Annotated in this window: 25 protein-coding genes; 12 read left to right on the top strand and 13 right to left on the bottom strand. The window is 69.6% G+C overall.

Going from position 1 to position 25546, the window contains the following annotated elements:
• The first annotated feature begins 149 nt into the window (after window positions 1-149).
• Window positions 150-407, top strand: coding sequence for a hypothetical protein (locus GRS48_RS01960; protein ID WP_159483248.1), 258 nt, complete (start codon window positions 150-152; stop codon window positions 405-407).
• Window positions 408-580: 173 nt separating this feature from the next.
• On the opposite strand, the gene GRS48_RS01955 is transcribed toward GRS48_RS01960, so the two are convergent.
• Window positions 581-859 carry a hypothetical protein gene (locus tag GRS48_RS01955; protein WP_159483247.1) on the bottom strand — a complete coding sequence of 93 codons (279 nt, stop codon included), beginning with the start codon at window positions 857-859 and terminating at the stop codon, window positions 581-583.
• 403 nt (window positions 860-1262) lie between these two features.
• Here GRS48_RS01955 and GRS48_RS01950 point away from each other — a divergent pair, with 403 nt between their 5' ends.
• Window positions 1263-2375, top strand: a complete 1113-nt coding sequence (locus tag GRS48_RS01950) for an alanine--glyoxylate aminotransferase family protein (RefSeq protein WP_321168242.1) — start codon at window positions 1263-1265, stop codon at window positions 2373-2375.
• Window positions 2376-2442: 67 nt separating this feature from the next.
• On the opposite strand, the gene GRS48_RS01945 is transcribed toward GRS48_RS01950, so the two are convergent.
• Window positions 2443-3780, bottom strand: coding sequence for a glutamate-1-semialdehyde 2,1-aminomutase (locus tag GRS48_RS01945; protein WP_159483245.1), 1338 nt, complete (start codon window positions 3778-3780; stop codon window positions 2443-2445).
• An 84-nt stretch (window positions 3781-3864) separates the two neighbouring features.
• Between GRS48_RS01945 and GRS48_RS01940 the strand changes: the two genes are divergently transcribed.
• The gene (locus GRS48_RS01940; protein ID WP_159483244.1) at window positions 3865-4284 is read left to right on the top strand and encodes a hypothetical protein; all 420 of its coding nucleotides are present in this window, start codon (window positions 3865-3867) and stop codon (window positions 4282-4284) included.
• 81 nt (window positions 4285-4365) lie between these two features.
• Here the strand turns inward: GRS48_RS01940 and GRS48_RS01935 are convergent, their stop codons facing one another.
• The 4 genes from GRS48_RS01935 to GRS48_RS01920 all read right to left on the bottom strand — a co-directional run bounded on the left by GRS48_RS01935 (window position 4366) and on the right by GRS48_RS01920 (window position 9023).
• Window positions 4366-6060, bottom strand: coding sequence for an ammonium transporter (locus tag GRS48_RS01935; RefSeq protein WP_321168241.1), 1695 nt, complete (start codon window positions 6058-6060; stop codon window positions 4366-4368).
• A 547-nt stretch (window positions 6061-6607) separates the two neighbouring features.
• Window positions 6608-7639, bottom strand: a complete 1032-nt coding sequence (radA, locus tag GRS48_RS01930; protein WP_159483243.1) for a DNA repair and recombination protein RadA — start codon at window positions 7637-7639, stop codon at window positions 6608-6610.
• A gap of 211 nt (window positions 7640-7850) precedes the next feature.
• Window positions 7851-8351, bottom strand: a complete 501-nt coding sequence (locus GRS48_RS01925; protein ID WP_159483242.1) for an amino acid-binding protein — start codon at window positions 8349-8351, stop codon at window positions 7851-7853.
• Window positions 8352-8558: 207 nt separating this feature from the next.
• Complete coding sequence (locus GRS48_RS01920; RefSeq protein ID WP_159483241.1) at window positions 8559-9023, bottom strand: histidine kinase; 465 nt, start codon at window positions 9021-9023, stop codon at window positions 8559-8561.
• A 205-nt stretch (window positions 9024-9228) separates the two neighbouring features.
• Here GRS48_RS01920 and GRS48_RS01915 point away from each other — a divergent pair, with 205 nt between their 5' ends.
• A complete protein-coding gene (locus tag GRS48_RS01915; RefSeq protein WP_321168240.1) occupies window positions 9229-11415 on the top strand; it encodes an ATP-dependent DNA helicase in 2187 nt (728 codons plus the stop codon).
• 11 nt (window positions 11416-11426) lie between these two features.
• On the opposite strand, the gene GRS48_RS01910 is transcribed toward GRS48_RS01915, so the two are convergent.
• The 3 genes from GRS48_RS01910 to GRS48_RS01900 all read right to left on the bottom strand — a co-directional run bounded on the left by GRS48_RS01910 (window position 11427) and on the right by GRS48_RS01900 (window position 13660).
• Window positions 11427-12488, bottom strand: a complete 1062-nt coding sequence (locus GRS48_RS01910; protein ID WP_159483240.1) for a CPBP family intramembrane glutamic endopeptidase — start codon at window positions 12486-12488, stop codon at window positions 11427-11429.
• A 207-nt stretch (window positions 12489-12695) separates the two neighbouring features.
• Window positions 12696-13055: a hypothetical protein gene (locus tag GRS48_RS01905; protein ID WP_159483239.1), complete on the bottom strand. Its 360-nt coding sequence runs from the start codon at window positions 13053-13055 to the stop codon at window positions 12696-12698.
• 44 nt (window positions 13056-13099) lie between these two features.
• Window positions 13100-13660, bottom strand: coding sequence for a TATA-box-binding protein (locus tag GRS48_RS01900; protein WP_159483238.1), 561 nt, complete (start codon window positions 13658-13660; stop codon window positions 13100-13102).
• A 106-nt stretch (window positions 13661-13766) separates the two neighbouring features.
• On the opposite strand from GRS48_RS01900, the gene GRS48_RS01895 reads away from it, so the two are divergent.
• The 3 genes from GRS48_RS01895 to rpiA all read left to right on the top strand — a co-directional run bounded on the left by GRS48_RS01895 (window position 13767) and on the right by rpiA (window position 17002).
• Window positions 13767-14795 carry a THUMP domain-containing protein gene (locus GRS48_RS01895; RefSeq protein ID WP_321168239.1) on the top strand — a complete coding sequence of 343 codons (1029 nt, stop codon included), beginning with the start codon at window positions 13767-13769 and terminating at the stop codon, window positions 14793-14795.
• A 284-nt stretch (window positions 14796-15079) separates the two neighbouring features.
• Complete coding sequence (locus GRS48_RS01890) at window positions 15080-16207, top strand: ORC1-type DNA replication protein (RefSeq protein ID WP_159483237.1); 1128 nt, start codon at window positions 15080-15082, stop codon at window positions 16205-16207.
• Window positions 16208-16300: 93 nt separating this feature from the next.
• Window positions 16301-17002: a ribose-5-phosphate isomerase RpiA gene (rpiA, locus tag GRS48_RS01885; RefSeq protein ID WP_159483236.1), complete on the top strand. Its 702-nt coding sequence runs from the start codon at window positions 16301-16303 to the stop codon at window positions 17000-17002.
• 95 nt (window positions 17003-17097) lie between these two features.
• Here the strand turns inward: rpiA and GRS48_RS01880 are convergent, their stop codons facing one another.
• Window positions 17098-17265: a DUF1931 family protein gene (locus GRS48_RS01880; RefSeq protein WP_004267503.1), complete on the bottom strand. Its 168-nt coding sequence runs from the start codon at window positions 17263-17265 to the stop codon at window positions 17098-17100.
• Between the two features lie 207 nt (window positions 17266-17472).
• Here GRS48_RS01880 and larB point away from each other — a divergent pair, with 207 nt between their 5' ends.
• Window positions 17473-18231, top strand: coding sequence for a nickel pincer cofactor biosynthesis protein LarB (larB, locus tag GRS48_RS01875; RefSeq protein ID WP_159483235.1), 759 nt, complete (start codon window positions 17473-17475; stop codon window positions 18229-18231).
• Between the two features lie 102 nt (window positions 18232-18333).
• Window positions 18334-18585 carry a GIY-YIG nuclease family protein gene (locus GRS48_RS01870; protein ID WP_321168238.1) on the top strand — a complete coding sequence of 84 codons (252 nt, stop codon included), beginning with the start codon at window positions 18334-18336 and terminating at the stop codon, window positions 18583-18585.
• Between the two features lie 72 nt (window positions 18586-18657).
• Here GRS48_RS01870 and hisG read toward each other — a convergent pair whose 3' ends face one another.
• On the bottom strand, window positions 18658-19548 hold the full coding sequence (gene hisG, locus GRS48_RS01865; RefSeq protein ID WP_159483234.1) for an ATP phosphoribosyltransferase: 891 nt from the start codon (window positions 19546-19548) through the stop codon (window positions 18658-18660).
• 149 nt (window positions 19549-19697) lie between these two features.
• Between hisG and hisA the strand changes: the two genes are divergently transcribed.
• Window positions 19698-20438: a 1-(5-phosphoribosyl)-5-[(5-phosphoribosylamino)methylideneamino]imidazole-4-carboxamide isomerase gene (gene hisA / locus GRS48_RS01860; protein WP_159483233.1), complete on the top strand. Its 741-nt coding sequence runs from the start codon at window positions 19698-19700 to the stop codon at window positions 20436-20438.
• Here the strand turns inward: hisA and GRS48_RS01855 are convergent.
• Window positions 20435-21349 (bottom strand): universal stress protein, encoded by a 915-nt coding sequence (locus tag GRS48_RS01855; protein ID WP_235027968.1) that lies wholly within the window; start codon window positions 21347-21349, stop codon window positions 20435-20437. The genes hisA and GRS48_RS01855 overlap by 4 nt on opposite strands.
• A gap of 2 nt (window positions 21350-21351) precedes the next feature.
• Window positions 21352-22746 carry an APC family permease gene (locus GRS48_RS01850; protein WP_159483232.1) on the bottom strand — a complete coding sequence of 465 codons (1395 nt, stop codon included), beginning with the start codon at window positions 22744-22746 and terminating at the stop codon, window positions 21352-21354.
• 75 nt (window positions 22747-22821) lie between these two features.
• Here GRS48_RS01850 and hisB point away from each other — a divergent pair, with 75 nt between their 5' ends.
• Both hisB and GRS48_RS01840 read left to right on the top strand, forming a co-directional pair.
• Window positions 22822-23418: an imidazoleglycerol-phosphate dehydratase HisB gene (gene hisB / locus GRS48_RS01845; RefSeq protein WP_159483231.1), complete on the top strand. Its 597-nt coding sequence runs from the start codon at window positions 22822-22824 to the stop codon at window positions 23416-23418.
• Between the two features lie 821 nt (window positions 23419-24239).
• Window positions 24240-25142, top strand: coding sequence for a YkgJ family cysteine cluster protein (locus GRS48_RS01840; RefSeq protein WP_159483230.1), 903 nt, complete (start codon window positions 24240-24242; stop codon window positions 25140-25142).
• Window positions 25143-25546: the final 404 nt, after the last annotated feature.

Here is a 25546-nt window from a genome sequence, read left to right as displayed (position 1 = left end):
CGGGCAGGCGGCGTGAACGCCGGACGGGACGAACGTGAGTCGAAACGAACACGGGGCGGGACGAACACGAGCGACGTTGACGCGGGCGACGTTGACGCGGAGCGAGGCGAACGCGACACCCCTTATTAGGCCGGGGCCCAAGGCGGGGTATGGCCTCGGAGCCGTGTCACGTCTGCGAGCGCAACGTGCGGATCGCCGGCGGCATCGGCGACCTCTGGAACTTCGCGTTCGAGTCGACGCAAGGGATGACCCTCGAGTTGAGCGACGGCTCCGAGTTCTTCCTCTGTTTCGACTGCATGGAGCGGCTCCCCGGCGACCGCGAGCCGACCGCGGAGGACGTCGCCGACCTCAAGGCCCGGACCGATCCGGTCGAGGACGACGGCAACTCGTTCTGGCACTGGAGGTGAGCCGCCGCGGCGTCGCCGAACGCTCGACGCCCGAGCGACGGCGACCCGACTGAAAAGGGCGGAGTGGGTGTTTAAAAGGTAGCGCGGGCGCTTGAAAAGGCCGAGTAGTGGTTAAAAAGCCAAGTAGTGGTTAGAAGGCGGAACAGATCGAAAAACGGGTCGGAAGACGGCCGTTACGCGCGGAGGAACCGGAACTCGACGGTTCCGAGCCCCGGGAAGTCGATCCGCCGAAGCGTCCCTCGGGTGCGTCCCGCAAGCGATCGGAGACCGATGAGGACGGCGACGAGGGCGGTCAGTGTGGCGAGCGCCGCCAGCGGGTACGTGGCGGCGACGAGCGCCGTCGAGACGAGTACGAAGAACCCGAGTAGCGCCCCGATCGAGCTGCCGATGGACGGTGGCGTGGTCGGTGCGAAGGCCCGTTCTGTCGTTCGTGTGGAGATCGGAGGTTCCATACAGGCGTTCAGCGCCGGGCGAACATAAGCTTTCATATTTCATATATGTTCTGAGATAAGCTACCATGTCACACATCGTTAAAGCGTCTGAAAACACCACCAACACCACGTAAGAACTCCCATGGTACGGCGTGTACAAATAATCAGCAGACTAGAATATACCGAATTATCATGCCCGATCGGCGTGGGCGACGGGCAGGCGAACACGGCGGGCGAACGCGACGAGCGACGGGCGGGCGAACGCGACGAGCGACGGGCAGGCGATCCGCAGGCGATCGGCAACGGGTGAGGTGAACACGGGAGAGGCGAATGGGGGATGGACGGGCGCGTCGACGGCGAACCGACGCGGCATCAAAAGTACCATGTCGCCTCGCGACGCGGGATACAGTATCAGGTGGTTCCAGTGACAGAGAAACGCGAATATCGAGACGACTACCCGAACAAGACGCTGTACCTCCCCGGCCCGACGGAGGTGCGCGAGGACGTCATCGAGGCCATGGCCGAGCCGATGTTCGGCCACCGCATGGACCGGATGACGGACCTGTACACGACCATCGTCGAGGACACGAAGGAGTTCCTCGGTACGGACAACGACGTCATCGTCCTCACCGCCTCGGGGACGGAGTTCTGGGAGGCGACGACGCTCAACCTGGTCGACGACGGCGGCGTGCTCTGTCCGACCTCCGGGAGCTTCAGCGAACGACAGGCGAACGTCGCCGAGCGGCTGGGCAAGGACGTCGACCGGATCGAGTACGAGTGGGGGGCTGCGGTCAAGCCCGAGGACGTCCGTGAGGCGCTCGAGGCGAGCGACGACGGCTACGACGCCGTCACCGTCGTGATGAACGAGACGTCGACCGGCGTCCGCAACCCGATCGAGGAGATCGGCGACGTCGTCGCCGACTACCCGGACACCTACTTCGTCGTCGACGCCATCTCCGCGCTCGGCGGCGACTACGTCGACATCGAGGCGCACGGCATCGACGCGATCTTCACTTCCGTCCAGAAGGCGTTCGCGATGCCCCCGGGGCTCGCCGTCTGCGTCGTCAGCGACGACGCCTACGAACGGGAGGTCGAGAAGGACACCTCGTCGTGGTACGGCGGCTTCCGGCGTTGTATCGACTACTACGACCGGAAGGGGCAGACCCATTCGACGCCGGCCATCCCGCTCATGCTGGCGTACCGCCAACAGATGAAACACATGCTCGAGGAGACCCACGCGGCACGCGACGAGCGCCACCGGGAGATGGCCGAGTACACCCGCGAGTGGGCCCGCGAGCACTTCGACCTGTTCGCCGAGGAGGGGTACGAGTCGCGGACGGTCACCTGCATCGAGAACACGCAGGGCATCGACGTCGCCGACACCATCGAGACGGTGTCCGAGGAGTACGACATGGTGTTCTCGAACGGCTACGGTGACATCGGCGAGGAGACGTTCCGTATCGGTCACATGGGCGAACACACCGTCGAGAGCATCGAGGCGCTCACCGACGCGATCGAGGACGTCGCCGACCTGTAGTCGCCCGGAACGGCCCGGCTGACGCCGTACGAAACGGTCCGGCGGACGCCGTGCGAAACGGTCCCCCTTATAAGACCTCGCGGTACGCCTCCAGCGTCTCCTCGACGTCCGCCTCCGTGTGCGCGTAGGAGGTGAACTGACACTCGAACTGGTTGGCGGTGAGGAGCACTCCACGGTCCTTCATCTCCTGCCAGAACACCCGCTCCCAGCGGTCCGTCGCCGCGTTCGCGACGTCGGCGCCCGTCTTCGGGCAGTAGTCGTAGCGCGCACAGTCGGGACTCTGCCGACAGCCGCCCGCACAGCAGGCGTCGACGTCGTCGGGACCCTCGCGGGTGAACACCGTCTTGAACATCGAATCGGTTCCCACGACGGTGTACTCGGGCGCGCGCTCGGCACAGATCTCCGCGATCCCCTCGCGAAGCAGCCGGCCGAGCCGGTTGACGTGGTCGTACACGTCGTGCTCGGCGGCGTACTCGAGCGACGCCTTCCCCGCCGCCATCGTGACGGGATGCCCGGAGAACGTCCCCGACTGGAACACGTCGCCCGACGGCGTGAAGCGCTCGATGACTTCCGCGCGGCCGCCGATCGCACCGACCGGGAAGCCGCCGCCGATGACCTTCCCGAACGTGGTGAGGTCCGGCGTCACGCCGAACTTCGACTGCGCACAGCCGAGCCCGCCGACGCGGAACCCCGTGATGACCTCGTCGAACACCAACAGCGCGCCGTGATCCGTACAGAGGTCGCGCAGCGTCTCGTGGTAGCCGTCGACGGGAGCCACGATCCCCTTGTTGGCGAGGATCGGCTCGACGAGGACCGCCGCGATCTCGTCGCCGTACGCCTCGAACACCTCCGCGGCGGCCTCGGCGTCGTTGAACGGGATCGGCAGAGTGTGCTCCGCGAACGCCTCGGGGATCCCGGCCGTCGACGGCCGGCGGCGCTCGGGGGTGCCTTCGACGAGCGTCGACTCCTGTGCGCCGTGGTAGCCGCCCTGCATGACGACGACCTTGTCGCGCCCGGTGTAGCCGCGCGCGAGCCGCACCGCGGAGACGGTCGCCTCGGTGCCCGAGTTGACGAACCGGATCGATTCGACGCTCGGGACGTGACGGGCGACGAACTCCGCGTGCTCGACCTCGATCTCCGTCGGCGCGCCGTACATCGGCCCCGCCGCCGCGTACGACTGGATCGCCGACTCGACGGGCTCCGGGAGGTCGTGGCCGTACAGCAGGGGGCCGTACCCCATCACCCAGTCGACGTAGCGGTTGCCGTCGGCGTCGATGACGTGGCCGCCGTCGCCGCGCTCGACGAAGACGGGATGCGGCATCGTCGCCCGGACCGAGGAGTTGACGCCGCCCGGCAGCACCGACAGCGCGCGGTCGTACAGCGCGCGCGAGCGCTCGTGGTTCATACGCGACGGTTGGACCGGGGGGTAGAAAGTAGTTGCCGAGGCGGCTCCGAAACCGCCAACCGTCCGTGGCGACGTGATCGGGACATGCGACCCCGTGACCTCCTGTACGGGCTGTCCCGCCCGCCCGTCCTCGCCGGAGCGGCCGCACAGGCCGCCGTCCTCGGCGCGTACGTTGCACGCGCCGACGCCCCCTCCGGGACGGTGCTCGTGGCGGGACTCTGTGGCGGCGCGGTCGCCGGATCCCTCGTTGACCGGCCGAGCGACGGCTGGGTCGAGGGCGCGTTCGCGTCCGCCCTCGGGTACCTCGCGTTCGCGGTCGGCTTCCTCGGGTACGGCGTCTACCTCGCGTTCACGCTCGGGACGGGACTGGTCCTGCGACAGACGGTCCTGTTCGTGACCGCCCTGAGCGTCTGGGCGCTGCCGGCGTACGCGGTTCTCGGTGCCGTGGCCGCCTCCGCAGTGGGCCACGTGATCGCGGCCGCTCGTCGGCGGGTCAGTCGGTAACTGAGGATCGTCCAGAGGATGGATCGCCCGTAGCGTTGGTCACTCCGGCGCGTGGATCGACGAAGTGACGGTCGGGGCCGGTCAGACCGCCTCCGTGCCGGTCACGCCGGTGCGGACCTGCAGTGCGTCCTCGACCGGAAGAACGAACACTTTGCCGTCGCCCGGTTCGCCAGTGGAGGCGGCCCCGCGGATCGCCTCGGCCACCTCGTCGGCCGGGATGTCGGCGACGACGACGTCGACTTTCACCTTCTGGTGGAGGTCGACGACGAACTCCTCGCCGCGCCACTGCCCCGTCTTCGCGGGCTGGGACCCGCGGCCGGAGACGTTCGTCACCGTGAGCGACGGGGCGCCGATCTCCGCGAGCGCGGTCTTGATCGCGCCGAGCCTGTCCGGGCGGACGATGGCGGTGACCATCTTGATCTCCGTGCCGGCCTCCGCGCCGCCGTCGGCGCGGGGCGACTCGGAAGCGGCGGCGACCGCGCCGCCGTCGGTCGCGACTCCCGGCTTGCCGAACTCGGGGTACGTCTCGACGCCGTGTTCGCTCACGTCGAGCCCGTCACGTTCGTGTTCGGGCGTGACGCGGGCCTGACCGATCGCCTTGAACAGGCCGAACAGCGCGGCGGTGGCGGCGACCGTCCAGAGCGTGATGACCGCGACGCCGGACACCTGCGCGACGAGCAGGCTCGTCGAGAAGCCGTCGACGTGAACGAACGGGAGCGCGAGGATGCCGAGCGCGCCCGCGGAGCCGTGGACGGGGAACACCGCACAGACGTCGTCGATCTTGAGGGAGTCCGAGACGTACTCGAAGACGAACGGCAGCTGGAGCCCGCAAAGCAGCGCGACCAGCATGGCACCCCACCAGGTGACGACGTCGGCGATCCCGGTGACGCCGACGAGCCCGGCGAGCAGCCCGTTCGCGACGTAGAGGGTGTCGACCTTCTTCGTCACGTACAGCGAGGCGATCGCTGCACCGATGGCACCGAGCGCCATGCCGACCGTCGTCGCGAGCGCGACGCGGCCGACGACCGCGTAGCCGTCGAGGACGAGTTCGCCGCCATCGACCGCGAAGACGGTCGCGGTCGTGCCGACGTTGAAGCCGTACCAGCCGAACGCCAGCACGAGCGTGCCGAGCACCGCGAACGTCATCGAGTGTCCGGGGATGACGTTCGTCGAGCCGTCATCGGCGTACCGGTCCATGCGCGGGCCGAGCACGTACGCCGCCGTGAGACCGGCGATACCGCCCATCCCGTGGACGATCATCCCGCCCGCGAAGTCGTGGAAGCCGAGCGACGCCTCGAGGAAGCCGCCGGCCCACGTGAAGCCGACGATGACCGGGTAGATGACTGCCGAGAGCGCCAGAGTGTACGTGACGTACGCGCGGAGTTTCACGCGGCCAGCGACCGCGCCCGAGACGATGGTCGCCGCCGTCATCGCGAAGACGGCACCGAACAGCCAGCCGGTGACCCAGTCGCCGTCGGCCGCCCCCATGACCTCGGTGAACGCGCCGCCGGGGAACCCGCTGCCGCCCGTGAGCGAGCCGACGATCCCCTCGATCGCGAAGCCGAGGAAGAAGTACGCCACGATGCCGACGCTCCACGTGAGCAGGTTCTTCGTGAGCTGGTTCGCCACGTTCTTCGCGCGCACCTGTCCCGCCTCCAGCATGGCGAAGCCGGCGTGCATGAAGAAGATCAGGAAACAGACCAACGCGACCCACATCAGGTTCACCCCTTCGGCGAGGACGGTCGGATCGACCTGGGCGAGTACGCCCAGTGTCACGCCTCACCCACCTCAGTTAAACGAATGTCCGAGATACAACGCGTTTCGTCCGTGTTCGTGTTATGAATCACGTATCCAGGTCGTGTAACAGAAGTATATAAACGTTCGAGTTGGGTTTCACAAAAAATAGCGTTGATAAATCACGCGGTGTGGAATATACGGACAACATTATGGTGTATAAGGTCGTTCCTTCGCCGATACTTCGGCAACTGTTGCGCGAGAACTGAACGTGTGACCCGTCGGGGATCGCGGAGATGTCGCGGAAGCCGGCGACTTCGCGGCCTGTCGTGTCGGGCGCGCCATTATCAGGCAATAATCGCCGCGGCACTCGGGGAACCGAGCGCGAATAAGCGGGTAGGACCTCCGTAAACGCCCGTTTCAGCCGTTTGACCGGGAATTAGACGTTCGTCCACCCGCCCGATCACGGGGACCGAACGGATGCCGGGGGATGCCGGAGGGACGTTAGAGCGGCCGTCGCCCCGCACCGGAGGGGCGTCGGAGGGACGTTAGAGCGGCGGTTGCCCTGCGCCGAAGGGGCGCGTGCGGCCTACTCGGGTTTCAGGCCGGCTCCCTGGACGCGCATCACGGCCTCGCCGTCGGGGAGGTTCGGCGCGTCGATGAGCCGAACGATCCGCTTGTCGCCCTTCGATTTCCGGAGATACATCCGGAAGGTGGAGGCGTGACCGAGGATGTTGCCGCCGATCGCCTGCGTCGGGTCGCCGAAGTAGGAGTCGGGGTTGGACGCGACCTGGTTCGTGACGAGGATGGCGGTGTTGAACAGGTCGCCGATCCGCATCAGGTCGTGGAGGTGTTTGTTGAGCTTCTGCTGACGGTCGGCCAGCTCCCCACGGCCGACGTACTCCGCGCGGAAGTGGGCGGTCAGCGAGTCGACGCAGACGATCCGGATGGGCCATTCGCCCTCCTCCTGTTCGCCCGCGAGCTCCTTGGCCTTCTCCGCGAGCAGGATCTGGTGGTTGGAGTTGAACGCCTTCGCGACGTGGATCTGGTCGAGGAACGCCGCGACGAGCTCCTCCATCGCTTCCTCGCTCGCCGGGGTCCCCTCGATCTCGCGGCGCTCCATCTCGTCGGCGAGGATCTCGTCGTCGAGCCCGCGGACCATGTCGTCGATCCGCTCGGGACGGAACGTGTCCTCGGAGTCGACGAAGATGCAGCCGCCGTCGAGCCCGCCGTTCTCCTTGGAAAGCTGGACGTTGACGGACATCTGGTGGGTCACCTGTGACTTCCCGGAGCCGAACTCGCCGTACACCTCGGTGATCGACTGGGTCTCGATACCGCCGCCGAGCAGGTCGTCGACCTCGTCGATCTGCCAGGAGAGCTTCCCGATCTCCTGGCGTCGTTCGAGCACGGTCGCGCCCGTCTCGAAGCCGCCGACGTCGGCGGCCTTGCGGGCCGCGTTGATGATGTCCGCCGCCGACGACTCGCCGATGTCCGCGGTGTTCGACATCTCGCCGGGGCTCGCCACGGCGATCGACTGGTAGCTCTCGAATCCGTTTTCGACGAGCTTGTCCGCGGTCGCGGGGCCGACGCCTGGGAGGTCCTCGAGTTCGTCTTCGGGCATGTACATCCGGCTTGTTCGGCTTCGGGTATAAAGCCTCGTTTACACCGTACTGAAAGTGAAACGACCCGATCGATCCCTCGGTGGGCGGGTGGCTCCTCATCCCATCTAAATCGTGGCACCCGCCCGAACCGTGTGCGAGCGAAACTCATGGCCGAGCGTCGGGCGAACGTGCTCCGCTAACGGACGATGGAACGCACGTCATCGAGGACCCTTAAAAACCGACGCGCCGGACGTACCCCAGTTCGCGGATCTCGACGAGCAGCTCGCCGGGGAGATCAGCGTCGGTGATCACGTACAGCTTGGGGTCGTCGGTGAACTCTGGGTCCTCGCTCAACACCTGCCGGATCGGGACTCCGTGGTCCGCGAGGATCCCCGTCACCTCGGCGACGATCCCGGCCTCGTCGGCGGCCGCGACCTCGATCGTGAGCACGGTGAGATCGAGGACGGGCGCGAGGTCCATCAGGCTCGGCACCGACGAGATGTTGGCGAAGATCCGCCGGAGGTCGGGGTCCGCGAGGATCGCGTCGGTGGTCGAGTCCACCACGCGCCGGTCGACGTCGAGCTCGCGCGCGATACCCGTGTACGGGATCTCGATCCCGCCGGAGACGACCCGCCCCGCCTCGTTGACGGAGAAGCCACGCTCCAGGAGGAGCCGGATCACGGCCTGCTGGCTGGGGGACCCCTCGAACTTCTCGAGGATCTCGTCGAACATTCGTACGGGTGCTCGGCGCGGGCGCTTAAAAAGGCCGGTGGCGGGCGCGGACGAGAGCGAAGGAAAGCGGGGGACGAACGCCGGACGGTGTGGGTAGCGAAAGCGGATCGCACAGAACCGTGTCGTGCACGAACCGCATCGTACAGAAACGCGTCGTACAGAACCGTGTCGTACAGCAACGCGTCGTGCAGGAAGGGCCCGATCCGATCAGTTTCCGACGGCGGCGTAGACGCCGCCGAGGACGGCCCCGTAGACGACGTGTCCGACGAGGCTCATCGGGTTGACGTCGGGGACGGGCGGGCTCATCGGCGTCATCGCGCCGACCCACGCGGGCATGACGAACGTCGCGAGCACGACCCAGAGCACGACGCCGTAGGCGACGCCGACCCCGACGGATCTCCCCGTGCTCGCCCCGAGTTCGGGACGGAGGCCGACGATCCCGGCGAAGACGACACCCAGCACCGCCGAGTGAGCCATGTGGATCCCCCAGCCGACCGTCCCGCTCGCCGGCAGCCCGTACATCCCGGGGATCGCCGTCTCGACGATGTGTGGCATCATCATCGACATCAACGCGCCGAAGACGAGCCCGCCGGCGAGCCCCCCAACCATCCCCGCCTTCCACTCGTCGGTCCCGGTCGATACGTCCGTCGCCGTCGCGGTTTCAGTCGCCATAGCGGCCGATCGGACGCCATGAAAGAGGTAATACCTGCCGGGAAAGTGTGTCCGGTGCGCTCACGTCCCAAACGCATATATACGAGGTTCGAACGGCGGGCCTCCTCCGACCACGTGCGATCGGGCGACCCGACCCAACGGAGGGATCGACCACTTCCACGGAGGTACCCGACCCCTTTTAGCCGATGCCGCCGAAACCGGGACCGTGTCAGCGCCGTCGTACCTGCGGTTCTTCCCGTATGAAGAGCCCTACCCGAACCAGCGCGAGGCGATGGATAGGGTCGCCAACGCGCTGTCCCGGGGCCAGGACGTGTTGTTCGAGGGCGCGCCGGGGACCGGGAAGACCCTCTCCGCGCTCGTGCCCGCGTTGGAGCACGCCCGCGAGCACGACCGCACCGTCGTCATCACGACGAACGTCCACCAGCAGATGCGCCAGTTCGTCGCGGACGCCCGCGCGATCGCCGAGACGGAGCCGATCCGCGCGGTCGTGTTCAAGGGGAAGGCGTCGATGTGTCACATCGACGTCGACTACCAGGAGTGTCAGACGCTCCGCGACACCACGCGCGACCTGGTCGAGACGGAGGGCGACGTGCGGGAGCTGGAAGCCCGCCAGCGCGACCTGCTCGCGGAGAGCCGCGAGGGCGACGCGGGCGCGGCCGAGGCCCGCGAGGCCGTCATGGAGGAGCTCGACGCCGTGACCGACGACCTCGACGGCTTCGAGGAGACGTCGGTCTGTGACCACTACCGGAACAACCTCACGCGGGACACCGACGACTTCTTCGCGTGGCTGTTCGACGACGTCAGAACCCCCGAAGACGTGTACGCGTACGCCGACGAGCGGGGGCTGTGCGGCTACGAGCTGCTCAAGGAGGGACTGGAGGGCGTCGACCTCGTCGTCTGTAACTACCACCACCTGCTCGACCCGAACATCCGCGAGCAGTTCTTCCGGTGGATCGGCCGCGATCCCGCCGAGGTGATCACCGTCTTCGACGAGGCGCACAACGTCGAGGACGCCGCCCGGGACCACGCGACCCGCACGCTCACCGAGAACAGCCTCGACGCCGCGCTGGAGGAGATCGCCGACAGCGACGACTCCCGCGCGGAGGCCGCGGGGAACGTCCTCGGCGCGTTCCGCGACGCGCTCGTCGAGACGTACGACGACGCGCTCGGGTTCGGCGCGCGCGAGGGCGTCGGGGAGACGTGGGAGGACGTGTCTATCGCCAACGACGACCGGCGGGACGACCTGACGCTGGCGTTTCTCCAGCGGTACGAGGGGCCCGGGATCGACGTCGACACCGAGCTCGCGATCCAGCTCGGGAAGGCGCTCGACGAGGAGTACGAGCGCCGGTACCGCGAGGGCGAGACCACGAGCCGGACGGAGTGTCGGACCCTCCAGGCCGCCCGCTTCGTCTCGACGTGGATGGCGGAGGGGACCGCACTCGGCCAGTACCCGGTCGTCTCGGTGCGCCGCGACGGCGGCACCGACGAGGTGTACGGCCGCGCGGAGCTGTACACCTGTATCCCGCGGGAGGTCACGAGCGAGCTGTTCGACGAGGTGGCGGCGTCGGTACTGATGAGCGCGACCCTCCGCCCGTTCGACGTCACGTCGGAGGTGCTCGGCGTCGACGACGCCGCCACCCTCGCGTACGGGATGGCGTACCCCGAGGGGAACCGCCGGACGTTCGCGGTCGACGCGCCGCCGCTGTTTGCCTCCGAGCGCAACGACCCGGAGACGCAGGACGCCGTCGGGGGGCTGGTTCGGGACGCGATCCGGTTCACGCCGGGCAACACGCTCGTCTTCTTCCCCTCCTACAGCGAGGCCGAGCGCTACCACGAGCGGCTCGGCGGCGGCGGGCTCGCCGGAGCGGACCTCGGGACGCTCCACCTCGACGGCCCCGGCGAGGACGAGGAACGGCTGCGCGACGCGTTCGTCGCGAGCGACGACGCCGCGCTGTTCACCTCGCTGTGGGGCACCCTCGCGGAGGGGGTGAGCTTCGACGGTGACGACGCCCGGACGGTCGTCGTCGTGGGGGTGCCCTACCCGCACCTCTCCGACCGGATGGCGGCGGTACAGGACGCGTACGACCGCGCGTTCGCGGGCCGCGGCGGGTCCCGCGACCCGGGGTGGTCGTACGCCGTCGAGATCCCCACGATACGCAAGACCAGACAGGCGCTCGGTCGCGTGATACGCGGCCCGGACGACTACGGCGTCCGGGTCCTCGTGGACCGCCGGTACACGACCGCGGACATGGGCAAGTACTCCGTCCGGGACGCGTTCCCGCCCGAGGAGCGCGCGGAGCTGCTCGACATCGCCCCGGAGAAGCTGAAGTTCGCGATGTTGAACTTCTACAGCGACCACGACGCCTACGACGGGCCGCCACCGAAACCGTAGGGGCGGCCGAGTCAGGGGCGCTCGTCGGGTTCCGTCTCGGTGACGGGCTCGGCGACCGAGTCGGCGTCCGCCGCCGCCGCCGACGAGTCCTCCTCCCGCGGGCGATCGCCGCGGAGCGTCGGCGTCGTCACGACGGGGTGGATCCCGAGGTCGCCGGTCCGGAGCCGGACCCAGCCGACGACCGCGACGCAGCCGGCGAGGACGGCGAACAGCCCGAGCAGCCCGCCCTCCGGTCCGAAGCCGCCGCCGGTCCACAGGGCGGGCCCCGTCGTCTCGGTGGCGACGACGGTCACCTCGGTGCCGAGGCCGCTGACGCCGTGTCCGAACACCGCGCCCTGCGCGAGGTTCCAGGTCACGTGGATCCCGATCGGGATCGCGAGCTCGCCGGTGAGGAGGTAGCCGGCCGCCAGCATGACGCCCGCCAGCGAGATCACCGCGACGGCGAACGGCGTCGCGCCGGGGTTGCCGGCGTGGAGGAGCCCGAACACCGCCGACGAGGCGACGAGTGCGACAACGACCGCGGCGCGGGTCCCGGCGGACCGGAGCCCCTCCGCGAGGTTCGTGAGCAACCAGCCACGGACCAGCGCCTCCTCGTACACCCCCACGACGACGAACAGCCCGACCAGGGCGGCGAACCCCAGCAGGAAGGAGCCGTCGGCCCGGAACACGCCGACCACGGTGAACCATCCGGCGGCCCAGCCGACGAGGAAGACGGCCGCCTGGAGAGCGACGCCGAGCCCGAGCCCGAACGCGCAGTCGGCCCACCAGTCGCGGTCGAACCGGAAGCCGTAGTCGGCGACCGTTCGCTTGTCGAGAACCCACGCGACCGGGACGAGGGCCACGAGGACGGCGACCCCCGCCGCGACGGCCGAGAGCCCGAAGACGAGCGCGGAGTCGAACTCGAGCGACGACGCCGGGTCGAGCCTCGAGTGGAGCGCGAGAACGACTCCGACCTGGGCGGCGATGACCGCGGCGACGAGCACGATCCCGCCGGCGACGATCCGAAGCGGCGCGCGGAGCCGTCGCTCGGTCGGGTTTCGGAACGCGTTTCGGAGGGCTACGACCGGGTGCATACCGCGGGTGGGTCGGCGACCGACCTAAAGGCGTTCGTCACGTGCCGGGACGAAGCGAGGGGGATCGGTGAGGGCGGGACGGAAGGAGTGGGTAGTGACGGGACGGAAGGAGTGGGTAGTGACGGGACGGGAGTGGAGTGAGCAGGGACGGACGCGGAGAGGAACGGGTGGGTGCGGGGCGGAAGCCGAGGGGCCGCCGGCCCCTCGTCAGGTCGGCCGAGTCGCCAACAGGAGCACGATCCCGCCGAGGACGACGCCGAGGAGGACGGTGATCACGACGTGGATGACGGTCATCGCCAGCACGGTCCGGGGCGATCGCTCGTAGCTCCACCGGAACATGGCGGCGTCCGCCGCCAGCGCGATCGGGACCGTCACGAACGCCGGGATCGAGAACGCGCCGCCGACGACGGCGACGACCGCCGGGAACGGGCCGACGTACAGCGCGCGTCGCGGGTCCACGTCGCCGAGCACGTTCCGAGCCGCCAGGTGCGCGGTGAGCGAGAGGAACAGCGCGAACAGGACGGTGGTTCCGAGCACTTCGATCGGCGAGACCGTCTGCAGGAGCATACGCGCGGTACGGAGCGGGGAGTGAAAGGGACCGTGGGTTCGGTTCAGCCGAGCAGCCCGAGATCGCCGAGCCGGTCGACGATGACGTCGACGGCGGCCGCGGCGTCGTCGGGGTCCGTCCCGCCGGTGACGACGAGCTTGCCGCTGCCGAACAGCAGGGCGACGACGTCGGGCTCGTCCAGCCGATAGACGAGGCCGGGGAACTGCTCGGGCTCGTACTCGATGTGCTCTAATCCGAGCCCGATGGCGATCGCGTTGAGGTTGAGGGTCTCCCCGAGGTCGGCGGAGGTGACGATGTTCTGAACGGTTATCTCCGGGTCGTCGTCGATCGGGATACTGAGGTCTCGGAGCCTCTCGAACACGGTTTCGAGGCTCTCGTGGACGGCAGCGATCGAGTTCGCCCCCGTACAGACGATCTTGCCGGATCGGAAGATGAGCGCCGCCGACTTCGGGTCGACGGTGCGGTAGACGAGACCGGGGAACTGCTCGGGGTCGTAGTCCGCGCCCTCGAGGTCCATCGCGACGCTCTGGAGGTCGAGTTCCTGTCCGATCCCGGTGGAGGCGACGACGTTCTCGATCGCGAGCGTGTCCTTCGGGACGGCCATTCGTACATGAGGACACTGGGCAACGGTTTAAAAAGGTTGGTAGGGACCGGACCGCGGTCGGGCCCGGAACCGTCGCCCTCTTGTGACCGCCCGCTCGATGGGTGTCGTGTACTGGATCGAGCTGGCGGGAGAGGAGGACGCCTTCGCCGCCGCCGAGGCGTCGACCGCGGCCGCGTCGGTCGAGCTCCTCGCACCCGGGACCGCCCGCGCCGCCGCGGTCGGCGACAGCGTCGATCGCCTGGCGTACACCCGCGCGGTCCACGAGGCGGTCGGCCGGACCGACGCCGACGTCGGGGCCGCGGTCGCCCTGCTGTCGGCCGCACCCCTCGATCGCGAGGGGAGCGTCGCCGTCCGCGCGCGGAACGTCCGCAACACGGCCGCCGTCTCCACGGAGGCGGCCGAGCGCGGGCTCGGGAGCGTCCTCGTCGACCGCGGCTTCACGGTCGACCTCGACGACCCCGACCACGTCCTGCGCGCGCTGTTCGCCGCCGGCCCGCGGGCCGAACACGACGCGGTCGCCGGGGCCGACGGGAGCGACGCGTCGCTGTGTGCGCTCGGCTGGGTCGCCGCGGAGCCGTCCCGGGAGTTCTCGCCGAAACCGACGGACCGGCCCTTCTTCCAACCCGGGAGCATGGCCCCCGCGGACGCCCGCGCGTACGTCAACCTCGCCGGTGCCGCCCCCGGTCGGACCCTGCTCGACCCGATGTGTGGCACCGGCGGGCTCCCGCTGGAAGCGGGGCTCGTCGGGACCGACGTCGTCGCCTGCGACGCCCAGACGAAGATGGTCCGCGGGACCCGACGGAACCTGCGGGAGTACCTCGGCGACGCCCGGGAACCGGGGTGGCACGTCGCCCGCGGCGACGCGACGGCGCTCCCGCTCCGGGACGGCGCGGTCGACGGCGTCGCCTTCGACGCCCCGTACGGTCGACAGTCGAAGATCGCCCGCCACGAGCTCGCCGACCTCGTCGGCGGCGCGCTCGCCGAGGCCGCCCGCGTCGCTCCGCAAGCCGTGGTCGTCGCCGACCGCGACTGGCGCGGGCTCGCGCACGACGCCGGGTGGACGGTCGAGGCGGCCTTCGAGCGCCGGGTGCACCGGTCGCTGACGCGACACGTGCTGGTGCTTCGCCGGGAGTGATCCGGCGGCCGGCTCGCGATCGGCGGGCGACCGATCCCGAATCGGCCCGCTATCGGCCCGCGAGCGGCTCGCTGTTGGCCCGCCATCGTCCCCTATCGGCCCGCCATCGTCCCCTATCGACCCGTTATCGGCCCGCTATTGGCCCGCCATCGGCCCGCCATCGACCGATCCGATAGTGAACGACGGGAGCGACTGTACCCGCGTATCCGCGCCGGTATCGGCGGGTTTCACTTCCGCCGCGGCCGCAGGCAACCGTTAAGTGGACGGCGCGAGGTGGTTCCCTCATGACCGGGGACGCCGACGGCGACATGCTCTCGTGGGACGAGTCGGTGTTCCGCGACGAGTCGGTGTTCGAGATCGACTACGTCCCGGAGACGTTCCGCCACCGCGAGAGCCAGCTGGAGAGCCTGAAGTACGCGCTCCGACCCGCCGTCCGCGGCTCCCGCCCGCTGAACACGATGGTCCGCGGCCCGCCCGGCACGGGGAAAACGACCGCGGTCCAGAAGCTGTTCTCGGAGCTGCGCGCCCGCACCGACGTCCGGACCGTCCACGTGAACTGCCAGGTCGATTCGACGCGGTACGCCGTTTTCTCGCGGCTGTTCGAGGGGATATTCGACTACGAGCCGCCCTCCTCGGGGATCTCCTTTAAGAAGCTGTTCGGCCAGATCACCGACCGGCTCGTCGACGACGACGAGGTCCTCGTCGTCGCGCTCGACGACGTGAACTACCTCTTCTACGAGAACGAGGCGTCCGACACCCTCTACTCGCTGTTGCGTGCCCACGAGGCGCACTCGGGCGCGAAGATCGGCGTGATCATCGTCTCCTCCGACCTCTCGCTGGACGCCATCGACGAGCTCGACGGGCGCGTCCAGTCCGTCTTCCGCCCGGAAGAGGTGTACTTCCCCGTGTACGACGAGACGGAGATCTACGACATCCTCCTGGAGCGCGCGAAGCGCGGCTTCCACGACGACGTCGTCGAGGACGCGGAGCTGGAGCTCGTCGCCGAGCGGACCGCGGAAGGCGGCGACCTCCGGGTCGGCATCGACCTCCTCCGGCGGGCGGGGCTCAACGCCGAGATGCGCGCGTCCCGAACGATCGGGGCCGAAGACGTCGAATCGGCGTACGACAAGTCGAAGTACGTCCACCTCTCGCGGTCGCTCCGGGGGCTCTCCGACTCCGAGCGCGCGCTCGTCCGGGTGCTCACCGAACACGACGGCGAGCGGGCCGGCGACGTGTACGAGGCGTTCCACGAGGACACCGGGCTCGGCTACACCCGCTACTCCGAGATCACCAACAAGCTCGACCAGCTCGGCGTGATCCGGACCGAGTACGCCGACGTCGAGGGGCGCGGACGCTCCCGGGAGCTGTCGCTGGCGTACGACGCGGAGGCGGTCCTGGACCGACTGGAGTGAGAGCGAGAGGGAGGGCCGACACCCGACGCTGACAGCGACGCCACCGGGACCGGCCCCGACGCCTTTTCAACCCCGCCACGCGCAGTCGAGGCCATGAAGACGGAAGGCGGCAGCGACGCGGCGAAGCGGCGGGCGGGCGAGTCGGCCGCCGAGACGGTCGACGACGGCGACGTCGTCGGGTTGGGAACCGGGTCGACGGCGGCACACGCGATCCGCGCGATCGGCCGGGCGGTCGACGCGGGCCTCGACGTCCGCGGGGTTCCCACGTCGTTCGCGAGCCGGGATCTCGCCCGGAAGTGTGAGATCCCGCTCGTCGATCTGGACGACGTAGTCGGTCCCGACGGCCCCGGCGTCGACGTCGCGATCGACGGCGCGGACCGCGTCGCCGACGGCGATCTCATAAAGGGCGGCGGGGCGGCACACGCTCGCGAGAAGTTCGTCGATGCGGCGGCCGCGCGGTTCGTCGTCGTCGCCGACCCCTCGAAGGAGGTCGCCGTCCTCGACGGTCCCGTCCCCGTCGAGGTGCTCCCGAGCGCGCGGGCGGTCGTCGCGGAGGCGGTCCGGACGCTCGGCGGGGAGCCCGAGCTCCGGTCGGCCGAACGGAAGGACGGGCCGGTCGTCACGGACAACGGGAACCTCGTGCTCGACTGCGCATTCGGGGCGATCGACGAGCCGGACGCGCTCGCGACCGCGCTCGCGACGACGCCCGGCGTCGTCGAACACGGGCTGTTCGTCGGGCTCGCCGACGAGGTACACGTGGGGACGACGTCCGGCGTGCGCGTCGTGGAGCTATAAGGCGTTCGGCGGCAACTGCGGGTGTTCGGCGGCAACCGCGGGCGATCCGCGTCGCTGGCGGACGGAGTCGAAATAAAAGGTGTGGGTTCGCCGGGTTACAGGTCGCGAGGCTGGACCGTCTTCCGGTCGTTCGCCTCGGCGCGGCGCGCGGCGTCTTCGAGCAGCTCGTCCACTTCTTCGTCCAGCGCGTCGTAGAAGTCCGAAGCGACGTTCTTGTCGTCCAGCGCTTCCTTGACTGCCGCTTTGACAATGAGGTCTGCCATGCGATCGACGCTATCCGTCCACACTTAATAAGAGTTCCTGAATTCGCCCGCGAGGGCCGCCGTGCGGGCGGTTCACGACCGAGTCGATCCCGCCGTGCTTATAAAGGTTGTGGGGTAGCCGTGGTGCGACGACGCAAGCGGACGTGTTCCCCGGCAGCACGGCGGGGATCGACAGCTACGAACGCGTGCGACCCGCACCGTCGGGGTATGCGCGACACGCTGGAAGCGCTCGATGCGGGAGAGATCACGGTCGCGGAGGCGGAGTCCCGGCTGTCGGGGTATGCAACCACGGCGGCCGGGCGGTTCGACGCCGACCGCGAGCGCCGTCGAGGGATCCCGGAGGCCGTGTTGGCCGACGGGAAGACGCCGACGGAGACGGCGACCCTGGCGACGACGGCGCTGGAGACGACCGGGCGAGCGCTCGTGACGCGGGCGGAGCCGGCGGTCGCGGAGGCGGTTCGCGATAGCGTCGCCGAGACGGCCCCGGAGGCGAGCGTCGATCACGACCCCCGGACCCGGACCATCGTGGTTCACGCTGCGGCGTTCGAGCCGCCGTCGCTCGACGCGACCGTCGCGGTCGTCACCGCGGGGACGTCCGACGCGCCGGTCGCGGGCGAGGCGGCGGTCGTCGCCCGCGAGGTCGGCGCGAGCGTCGACTTCCTCGAGGACGTCGGCGTCGCGAACATCGACCGACTGCTCGATCAGGTGGACCGGATCCGGGGAGCCGACGTCGTCGTCGTCGCGGCCGGCCGCGAGGGCGCGCTGCCGACCGTGGTCGCGGGCCTCGTCGACGCCCCCGTCATCGCGCTCCCGGTGTCGACCGGCTACGGCGTCGGCGGCGACGGCGAGGCCGCGCTGTACGGCGCGATCCAGTCGTGTACGGTGTTGACGACGGTCAACGTGGACGCGGGGTTCATCGCCGGCGCACAGGCCGGGCTCATCGCCCGAGCGGTCGACGGCTCCTGACGGGGCAACGGGACACGAACCTCGACATCGTCCGGGTCCGAGACGGACTCGGGTCACTCGGCGATCCGGAGGCCTTTATCCGTCGGCGTCGGATCCGGCACCGTGTCGGACCACCACGTGTACGTGATCGAGTGTGCCGACGGAACCCTCTACACCGGCTACACCACGGACGTCGAACGGCGCGTCGCGGAGCACGACGCCGGCGAGGGGGCCAAGTACACCCGCGGGCGGACGCCGGTCGCCCTCCGGTACACGGAGTCGTTCGGATCGCGGTCGGCGGCCATGTCCCGCGAGTACGCGATCAAGTCGCTCACCCGAGCGGAGAAACGGCGGCTGATCGGCGACGCCGAGTAGGGGGGAACCGACGGTTCGATCGGTCGGTGAATCGACGAGGGCGGACGCGACGAGGGGCGAACGCGACCCGCGCTACTCGACGAGCCGCTCGATCTCGGTGACGAGGATGCCGCTCGCGCCGACCGCCTTCAGCTCCGAGATCGTCGAGAACACCGCTCGTTCGTCGACGACGGCGTGAACCGCGACCATCCCGTTCCCGTTCGCGTCGGCCTCGACGTTCATCACGGTCGGGCCGCCGAGCCCGGGGATCACGTCCTTCACCTCGTCGAGCCTGGATTTGGGGGCGTTCATCATCAGGTAGCGGCGGCCGTCGGCCGCGAGCACCGACTCGAAGGCGGTCCGAACCTGGCCGACCTTGGGGTCGTCGACGACGTCGGGGCGCGCGAACAGCCGGACCGAGGAGTCGAGCACGTCGTCGACGACCGCCAGCCGGTTCACCTTCAGCGTGGTGCCGGTCGAGGTGATGTCGACGATGGCGTCGGCCATGTCGACGTGGGGCGTGAGCTCCGTCGCGCCCGTCACCGTGACGATGTCGGCAGCCACGCCGACCCGGTCGAAGTAGTCGCGGGTGACGTTCGGGAACTCGGTGGCGACGGTCGCCCCCTCGAGGTCGTGGACGCTCGCGACGTCGTCGTCCTCCGGCGCGGCGAGGACGAGTTTACAGGAGCCGTAGCCCAGATCGAGCAGGTCGACGAGGTCGTCCGCGCCGGCCGACGCCGCGTCGGGGGCGACGCCGCCGGACTCCGACGCCTGGTCGAGGCCGGTCACGCCGAGGTCCGCCGCGCCGTCGCGGACGTACTCCGGGATGTCGGCGGCGCGCGCGAACAGGACGCTGACGTCCGGGTCGACGGTGTCGGCGTAGAGCTGGCGGTCGGCGGTGTCCTCGATGTGGAGTCCCGCGCGTTCGAGCAACGAGATCGTCGGGTCGTGGAGACGGCCCTTGTTGGGCACGGCGATACGCATATCCGAGGCGTCGCGGGCGGTGCGGGAAACGTTTTCGTCCTCGGCGGCCGCCCGACCGCGCCCTCGGACGCTCGACCGTGGCCTCGGACGCCACACGTTGCGGGATCGAACCGTCCCGCTTAATCCGGCCCCGTCCAACCCGGGAACGTATGAGCCATTTCCCCGAGTTCGAGGTGATCCCCGCGGTCGACGTCCAGGACGGCGAGGTCGTCCAGCTGGTCGGCGGCGAGCGCGGCACGGGTAAACGCTACGGCGACCCGGTCGAGGCGGCCGAGCGATGGATCGACGCGGGCGCGTCGACGCTTCACCTCGTCGACCTCGACGGCGCGTTCGAGGGCGAGCGCGCGAACGCGGCCGCCATCGAGGCCGTCGTCGGCGCGGTCGACGAGGGCGTCGGCCTGCAGCTGGGCGGCGGGATCCGGACCGCGGACGGGGCTCGCGACCTGCTCGATGCCGGGATCGACCGCGTCATCCTCGGGACGGCCGCGATCGAGGACCCCGACATCGTCGCGGCGATCGACGACACCCATCCGGACAGCGTCGTCGTCAGCCTCGACGCGAAGGGCGGCGAGGTGGTCGTCGCCGGCTGGACCGAGGGCACCGGTCTCGACCCCGCCGAGGCGGCGACGCGCTACGAGGAGCTCGGCGCGGGCGGGGTCCTCTTCACCAACGTCGACGTCGAGGGACGGCTGGACGGGATCGACCGCGAGGCCGTCGCGGCGGTCGTCGAGGCGGTCGACGTCCCCGTGATCGCCTCCGGCGGCGTCGCGACCGTCGACGACGTCGTCGCGTTGAAACGGGCCGGCGCGGCGGCGGTCGTCGTCGGCACCGCGCTGTACGAGGGACGGTTCACGCTTCGCGAGGCGCAGGCGGCCGCGGACGACGCTTAAGGCCGGCGATCGTCGGCGGCTTCGTCAGTCCTCTCACTTCCGTCACTGCCCTCGCTTCCGTCACCGCCCTCGCTTCCGTCGCCGTCTTCCGCCGCCGCGGGACGTTCGCGCTGGACGACGAGGACGGGGCCGAGGAACCGCTCCGCGACCTGCTCGGAGGGCATCCCGAAGACGAACGTCGTCACCGACGGGTCCGTCTCGCCCATGACGACGGCGTCGTGGGACTCGCCGTGGCGCGCGATGGCGTCGAGCGCCTTCTCGGGGCGCTCGACGAGCGTCTCCACCGCGTCGGGGTCCATCCCCCGATCGACGAGCGCGGCGGTCGCCCCGTCCAGCAGCGTCTCCGCGTCGGCACCGCTCTCGTCCTCGCCGAGGATGTGATACAGCGTCACCCCGACGTCGGTGCCGGCGAACAGCCCGGCGACGAGCCTCGCGGTCCGATCGAGACCGACCGTCCCGCGGATCGCGACGAGCACGGACTCCGGGCCGTCGGTGGCGTTGGGGACGAGGACGGCGAGACAGTCCTCCTCGTAGATCACCCGGTCGATCGTCGCCTGCTTCTCGTGTGTGAACACGAGCCGCGTGTCGACCGTCGCGCCCGTCGCCTCCAGCGCGGCTGCGAACTCCTCGAGCTTCGTCATCGCACCGTCGCCGAACTGCTCTCTGGCCTGGTCTGTCGCCGTCTGTTCGGGGATCACGTGGTAGCCGAGCAGGACCACGTGCGCGTTCGCGAGGAGTTCGGCGACGCCTCCCGGAAGCGGCTCCCCTTCGAGCACCCGAACCGGAACGAGCACGGTCGGTCGATCGCCGGACGGGTCGGCGGACGAGCCAGCGGACGGATCGGCGGACGGTTCGCCGGACGGATCGGCGGGCGGTTCGGCGGCGTCGGTTGAGCGGTCTGTGTCGGTCATGATCAGAAGTCCCCTTTGAGATCGACGTCCGTGGCGTAGTAGCGGTACCAGGCGTACGCCACCAGCATGATCGCGGCCCCGACGACGATCGACGCGGGCTGCATGAACGCGATGAGCGCGAAGCTCGCGAGCGCGCCGACCCCCGCGACGGCGAACCCCGCGGGACAGTGGAACGAGGGCGTGTACCACTCCGGCGACTCCCGACGGAGCTGGATCAGCGCGACGCAGATCAGCCCGTACATGACGAGGTGGAGGAACGAGGCGACCTCCGCGAGCAGTTCCACCTGCCCGGTCGCCGTGAGGACGACGATCGGGCCGCCCGCGAGCCCGAGCGCGACGTGTGGCGTGCCGTACCGGAGGTTGAGGCGACTCGCCGCGCCGGGGATGACCTCGTCGCGGCTGATCGCGTACACCGCCCGCGAGGCGCTGAGGATCGAGGCGTTCGCGCTGGAGAACGTCGCGAGCAGCCCCGCGAACACGATGGCGATCGCGCCCGGGAGCCCGACGAACTCGCGGGCGACCTCGACCATCGCGGTCTCGCCGAACTCACCGAGCCGGGCGCTCCCGAACGCGCTCGTCGCGACGAAGATCGTGACGACGTAGAAGACGCCGACGAGGACCACCGAGCCCACCATCGCCAGCGGGAGGTTCCGCCCGGGCCGTTTGATGTCGCCCGCGACCGTCGCCACCTGTGCGAAGCCGAGGTACGACGTGAACACGAGCGCCGCGGTCTGCAGGACCGGGAGGAGCCCGCCGGGCGGGAAGAACCGCTCGGGCGTGCTCTCGGTTCCGAACACGCCGAGCGCGTCGAGGCTTCCGTAGGTCAGAAACAGCGTGAGGATCGCGAGCAGGACCACCACGATCCCGTTCTGGAGCGACGCCGTGTTCTCCGTCCCGAACAGGCTGAGCACGGTCAGCCCGATCCCGAACGCGACGCCCAGCGGGACCGCCGGGTTCACCGGGAGCGCGAGCCCTACCTCGGCGAACACCTGCCCGGCGTAGCTCCCCAGCCCGACGAGATAGAACGCGGCGGCGAAGACGAGCCCGAGCCAGAGCCCGAGACCGACGATCGCCCCCGGTCCGGTCCCCAACCCGCGTGAGATGAAGAAGTAGCCGCCCCCGCTGCGCGGCATCGCCGTCGCCAGCTCGGAGGCGGGCAGCGCCACGAGCAACGCGACGACCGCCCCGATCGCGAACGACAGCGCCGCGGCAGGCCCCGCGTTGGCCGCCGCGAGCCCGGGGAAGACGAATATCCCCGCGCCGATCATCGTCCCGATGCCGATCGCGAGGCCGCCGACGAGCCCGATCGTTCGTTCGAGCTCGCCCTCGCCCTGATCGGTGTCGTGTTCGACCGGCGGCTCCGCGGCCGGTTCGGAGTCACCGTGATCGGTGCCCATACGCGACGCTTCTATCGGCGGCCCGAAATAGCCACCGCCCGTAATCCCCTTAAGAGTGCCCGCCGAGTGGCCGGTATGACCGAACACGACCGCAGCGCCGCCGTCTCGCGAGCGACGAGCGAGACGACGATCGAGTTGACCCTCGCGATCGACGGCGACGGCGACCACGAGATCGACACCGGGATCGGGTTTTACGACCACATGCTGGCGGCGTTCGCGAAACACGGCCTCTTCGATCTCACCGTTCGGTGTGACGGCGACACCCACATCGACGACCACCACACCGTGGAGGACGTCGCGATCTGTCTCGGCGAGGCGTTCGACGAGGCGCTCGGCGACAAGCGAGGGATCCGACGGTACGCCGACCGGCGCGTCCCGCTCGACGAGGCGGTCGCGTCCGTCGTCGTCGACGTCGCCGGCCGCCCGTACTACGAGTTCTCCGGCGAGTTCTCACAGGACCGCGTCGGGGAGTTCACGAGCGTCATGGCCGACCACTTCGCGATGTCGCTCGCGCAAAACGCCGGGCTCACCCTCCACGCCGCGGTCGTCCGCGGCGACAACGCACACCACGAGGTCGAGGCCCTATTTAAGGCGCTCGCGCGTGCGCTCGACGACGCGACGCGGATCGACGGGCGGCGGAGCGACACCCCGAGCACGAAAGGAGCCTTGTGACATCCTCCCCGCCGTAAACGGCGGGGCTTCCCACAAGCAGAGGCTTGCTGGTTTGGGAGGATTACGGTTTAACATCCCCGAGGGAATGCTGGCAGTGCCACGCTACCGTTACCCCTATCCTCTGTCGAGAAGACAGGGATTCGGGGTTATCTTGTGCTTCCTGCACCCTGTTCGTCTGATGGAAGGGGTACCTTCCATGACGAAAGGGCGAATCCCCGATATTGTCTCATTGTGATAGGGCGGATAGACCGCCTCGGTTAGCATTCAGTTCGCCATAGAACCTCTTAAAACTACGTGCGGGCGCTGTATCCCCGCGCTGAAGCGCGAGCTTTTAGCGCCCTATCTCGCCCGATAACCCGTCGGGTCGATCGACGGTCAGTACCTTTGTATAAACTCCTTTCTGATATATCAAACCGCGATCCGGGAGACAACCGTCGCCGCGACGAACCCGATCACGAGCCCGCGAAACGCGTACGAGGCGTGTCCGAAACGCCTCGCAAGCGGTACCAGACGATCCACAGTCGGCGCGCGGATCCGCGCTCGCGTCCCCTCGACGCGAGCGCGAGCGCGCGAGGGAGTCCGGTCGGGCCCGCCGCGCGGGTTCCGGCGGGCCCGCCCGGACGAGGCTGGGGAGGGTGAGGCCGTGAGGAGCGAGCAGAAAAGTGGAGCAAGAGAAGTGAGCAGGAGAGCGGAGCAAGAGTGAGCAGGAGAAGAGAGTGAGCAGGAGGGGTGGAGTAGGACGAGAAGCGAGACGCCGTTCACGATCCGCGCCCCCGCCGATCCCTTTTATGTATGCGAACCGTTAGCATGGGTGAGCGACGATGGAACTCGACTGTGAGGGGTGTGCCGGCTGCTGTGTCGACTGGCGACCGCTCCGTCCCGACGACGACGCCGTCGACGGCGCTGCGGCCCGGCGCGCGGGACGCCGACCCCCGCTCGACGACGTCGACGGGCTCGTCCCGCTGAGCCGCGACGAGGTCGCCGCCTTCCTCGGCGACGGGCTCGGCGACGTCCTCGTCCCGCGCCTGTTCGAGCCCGCCGAGGGCGACGACCGCCGCGAGATCGACGGGATAGACGTCGCCGCCGCCGGCGGTCGCCCGGTGTTCATGGTCGGGCTCCGCAAGCCGCCGAAACCGGTCGCCCCCGTCGGCACCGACACGCCCCGTTGGCTCGACGCCTGCGTCTTCCTCGACCCGACGACGCTCCAGTGCCGGATCCACGGCTCGGACCGGTACCCCGAGACCTGCGCGGTCTACCCCGGCCACAACCTCGCGCTCGGCGCGGAGACCGCCTGCGAGCGTGTCACGGCCGCCGGCGGCGGCGAGCGCCTCCTCGACGACGCGGTCCCGGAGGGAACCCCGCCGCCGGCGTTCGGGCCGCACGCGCTCGGCGCGACCGTCTTCGCGTACCCCGACCCCAACGACCTCTCGGGCGTCGTTGGCCGACTGCGGGCGGGGGAGACGACCGCCGCGGACCGCGCCCGGTTCGTCGGGGCCGCCGTCGGCTCCCGCCCCGGGTCGCTCACGGTCGACCGCGAACGGATGGCGACGGCCGAGCGGCGCGCCCGCGACGCCGACTCGTGGGCGGGACGCGCGGTCGACGAGTGGAAGACGCGCGCCGGCGCGGACGGCGAGACGGTCCCGCTCGATCCGCCCGTCCGCGAGCGACTCGTTCGCGAGCTCGAGGACGACGCCGGTGCGCCCGCAACCCCCGGCTGGGAGTGAGCGGACGGAACCGAGTCTACGGGCCGAGGTCGTGAGGACCGGAACCGCGAGCCGCGCCGCTCCCAGGAGCGTGGCGGCTCGAGGCGTCTCTCCCGTCAGGTCGGTCCCGGCCCGTCGACCTCGGCGCGTCATCGACCGTTCTCCGGTCAGGGCCGGTGGGCGCACGGCAGGAAGCGTCCGGGGAGCGGCGGCCGGGAGCGGGGCCGTGATCCGCCGCGACACCACCTTTGATATCGCGGTTATCGCTTTATGACCGGGCGACGGGGTACAGCACGGGGAGACGAACGAGTCGTTCGCAAGCTCACAGACACCGCACAGAAGCCAGTAAACGGCCGAAATCCGCGTTCCGGTCGCACCGCTCGGGGAGTCAGTGTCGACGCCCGACCGATCGGCCGGACGCGTAG

This window comes from Halorubrum sp. JWXQ-INN 858 (assembly GCF_009806985.1).
Classification (GTDB): domain Archaea; phylum Halobacteriota; class Halobacteria; order Halobacteriales; family Haloferacaceae; genus Halorubrum.
This window is presented reverse-complemented; position numbering and strand designations above follow the sequence as displayed.

Coding starts and splice junctions, on each gene's coding strand:
- GRS48_RS01960 (WP_159483248.1), top strand. CDS start 150: ATGGCCTCGGAGCCGTGTCACGTCTGCGAGCGCAACGTGCGGATCGCC.
- GRS48_RS01955 (WP_159483247.1), bottom strand. CDS start 859: ATGGAACCTCCGATCTCCACACGAACGACAGAACGGGCCTTCGCACCG.
- GRS48_RS01945 (WP_159483245.1), bottom strand. CDS start 3,780: ATGAACCACGAGCGCTCGCGCGCGCTGTACGACCGCGCGCTGTCGGTG.
- GRS48_RS01940 (WP_159483244.1), top strand. CDS start 3,865: ATGCGACCCCGTGACCTCCTGTACGGGCTGTCCCGCCCGCCCGTCCTC.
- radA (WP_159483243.1), bottom strand. CDS start 7,639: ATGCCCGAAGACGAACTCGAGGACCTCCCAGGCGTCGGCCCCGCGACC.
- GRS48_RS01925 (WP_159483242.1), bottom strand. CDS start 8,351: ATGTTCGACGAGATCCTCGAGAAGTTCGAGGGGTCCCCCAGCCAGCAG.
- GRS48_RS01920 (WP_159483241.1), bottom strand. CDS start 9,023: ATGGCGACTGAAACCGCGACGGCGACGGACGTATCGACCGGGACCGAC.
- GRS48_RS01910 (WP_159483240.1), bottom strand. CDS start 12,488: ATGCACCCGGTCGTAGCCCTCCGAAACGCGTTCCGAAACCCGACCGAG.
- GRS48_RS01905 (WP_159483239.1), bottom strand. CDS start 13,055: ATGCTCCTGCAGACGGTCTCGCCGATCGAAGTGCTCGGAACCACCGTC.
- GRS48_RS01900 (WP_159483238.1), bottom strand. CDS start 13,660: ATGGCCGTCCCGAAGGACACGCTCGCGATCGAGAACGTCGTCGCCTCC.
- GRS48_RS01890 (WP_159483237.1), top strand. CDS start 15,080: ATGACCGGGGACGCCGACGGCGACATGCTCTCGTGGGACGAGTCGGTG.
- rpiA (WP_159483236.1), top strand. CDS start 16,301: ATGAAGACGGAAGGCGGCAGCGACGCGGCGAAGCGGCGGGCGGGCGAG.
- GRS48_RS01880 (WP_004267503.1), bottom strand. CDS start 17,265: ATGGCAGACCTCATTGTCAAAGCGGCAGTCAAGGAAGCGCTGGACGAC.
- larB (WP_159483235.1), top strand. CDS start 17,473: ATGCGCGACACGCTGGAAGCGCTCGATGCGGGAGAGATCACGGTCGCG.
- hisG (WP_159483234.1), bottom strand. CDS start 19,548: ATGCGTATCGCCGTGCCCAACAAGGGCCGTCTCCACGACCCGACGATC.
- hisA (WP_159483233.1), top strand. CDS start 19,698: ATGAGCCATTTCCCCGAGTTCGAGGTGATCCCCGCGGTCGACGTCCAG.
- GRS48_RS01855 (WP_235027968.1), bottom strand. CDS start 21,349: ATGACCGACACAGACCGCTCAACCGACGCCGCCGAACCGCCCGCCGAT.
- GRS48_RS01850 (WP_159483232.1), bottom strand. CDS start 22,746: ATGGGCACCGATCACGGTGACTCCGAACCGGCCGCGGAGCCGCCGGTC.
- hisB (WP_159483231.1), top strand. CDS start 22,822: ATGACCGAACACGACCGCAGCGCCGCCGTCTCGCGAGCGACGAGCGAG.
- GRS48_RS01840 (WP_159483230.1), top strand. CDS start 24,240: ATGGAACTCGACTGTGAGGGGTGTGCCGGCTGCTGTGTCGACTGGCGA.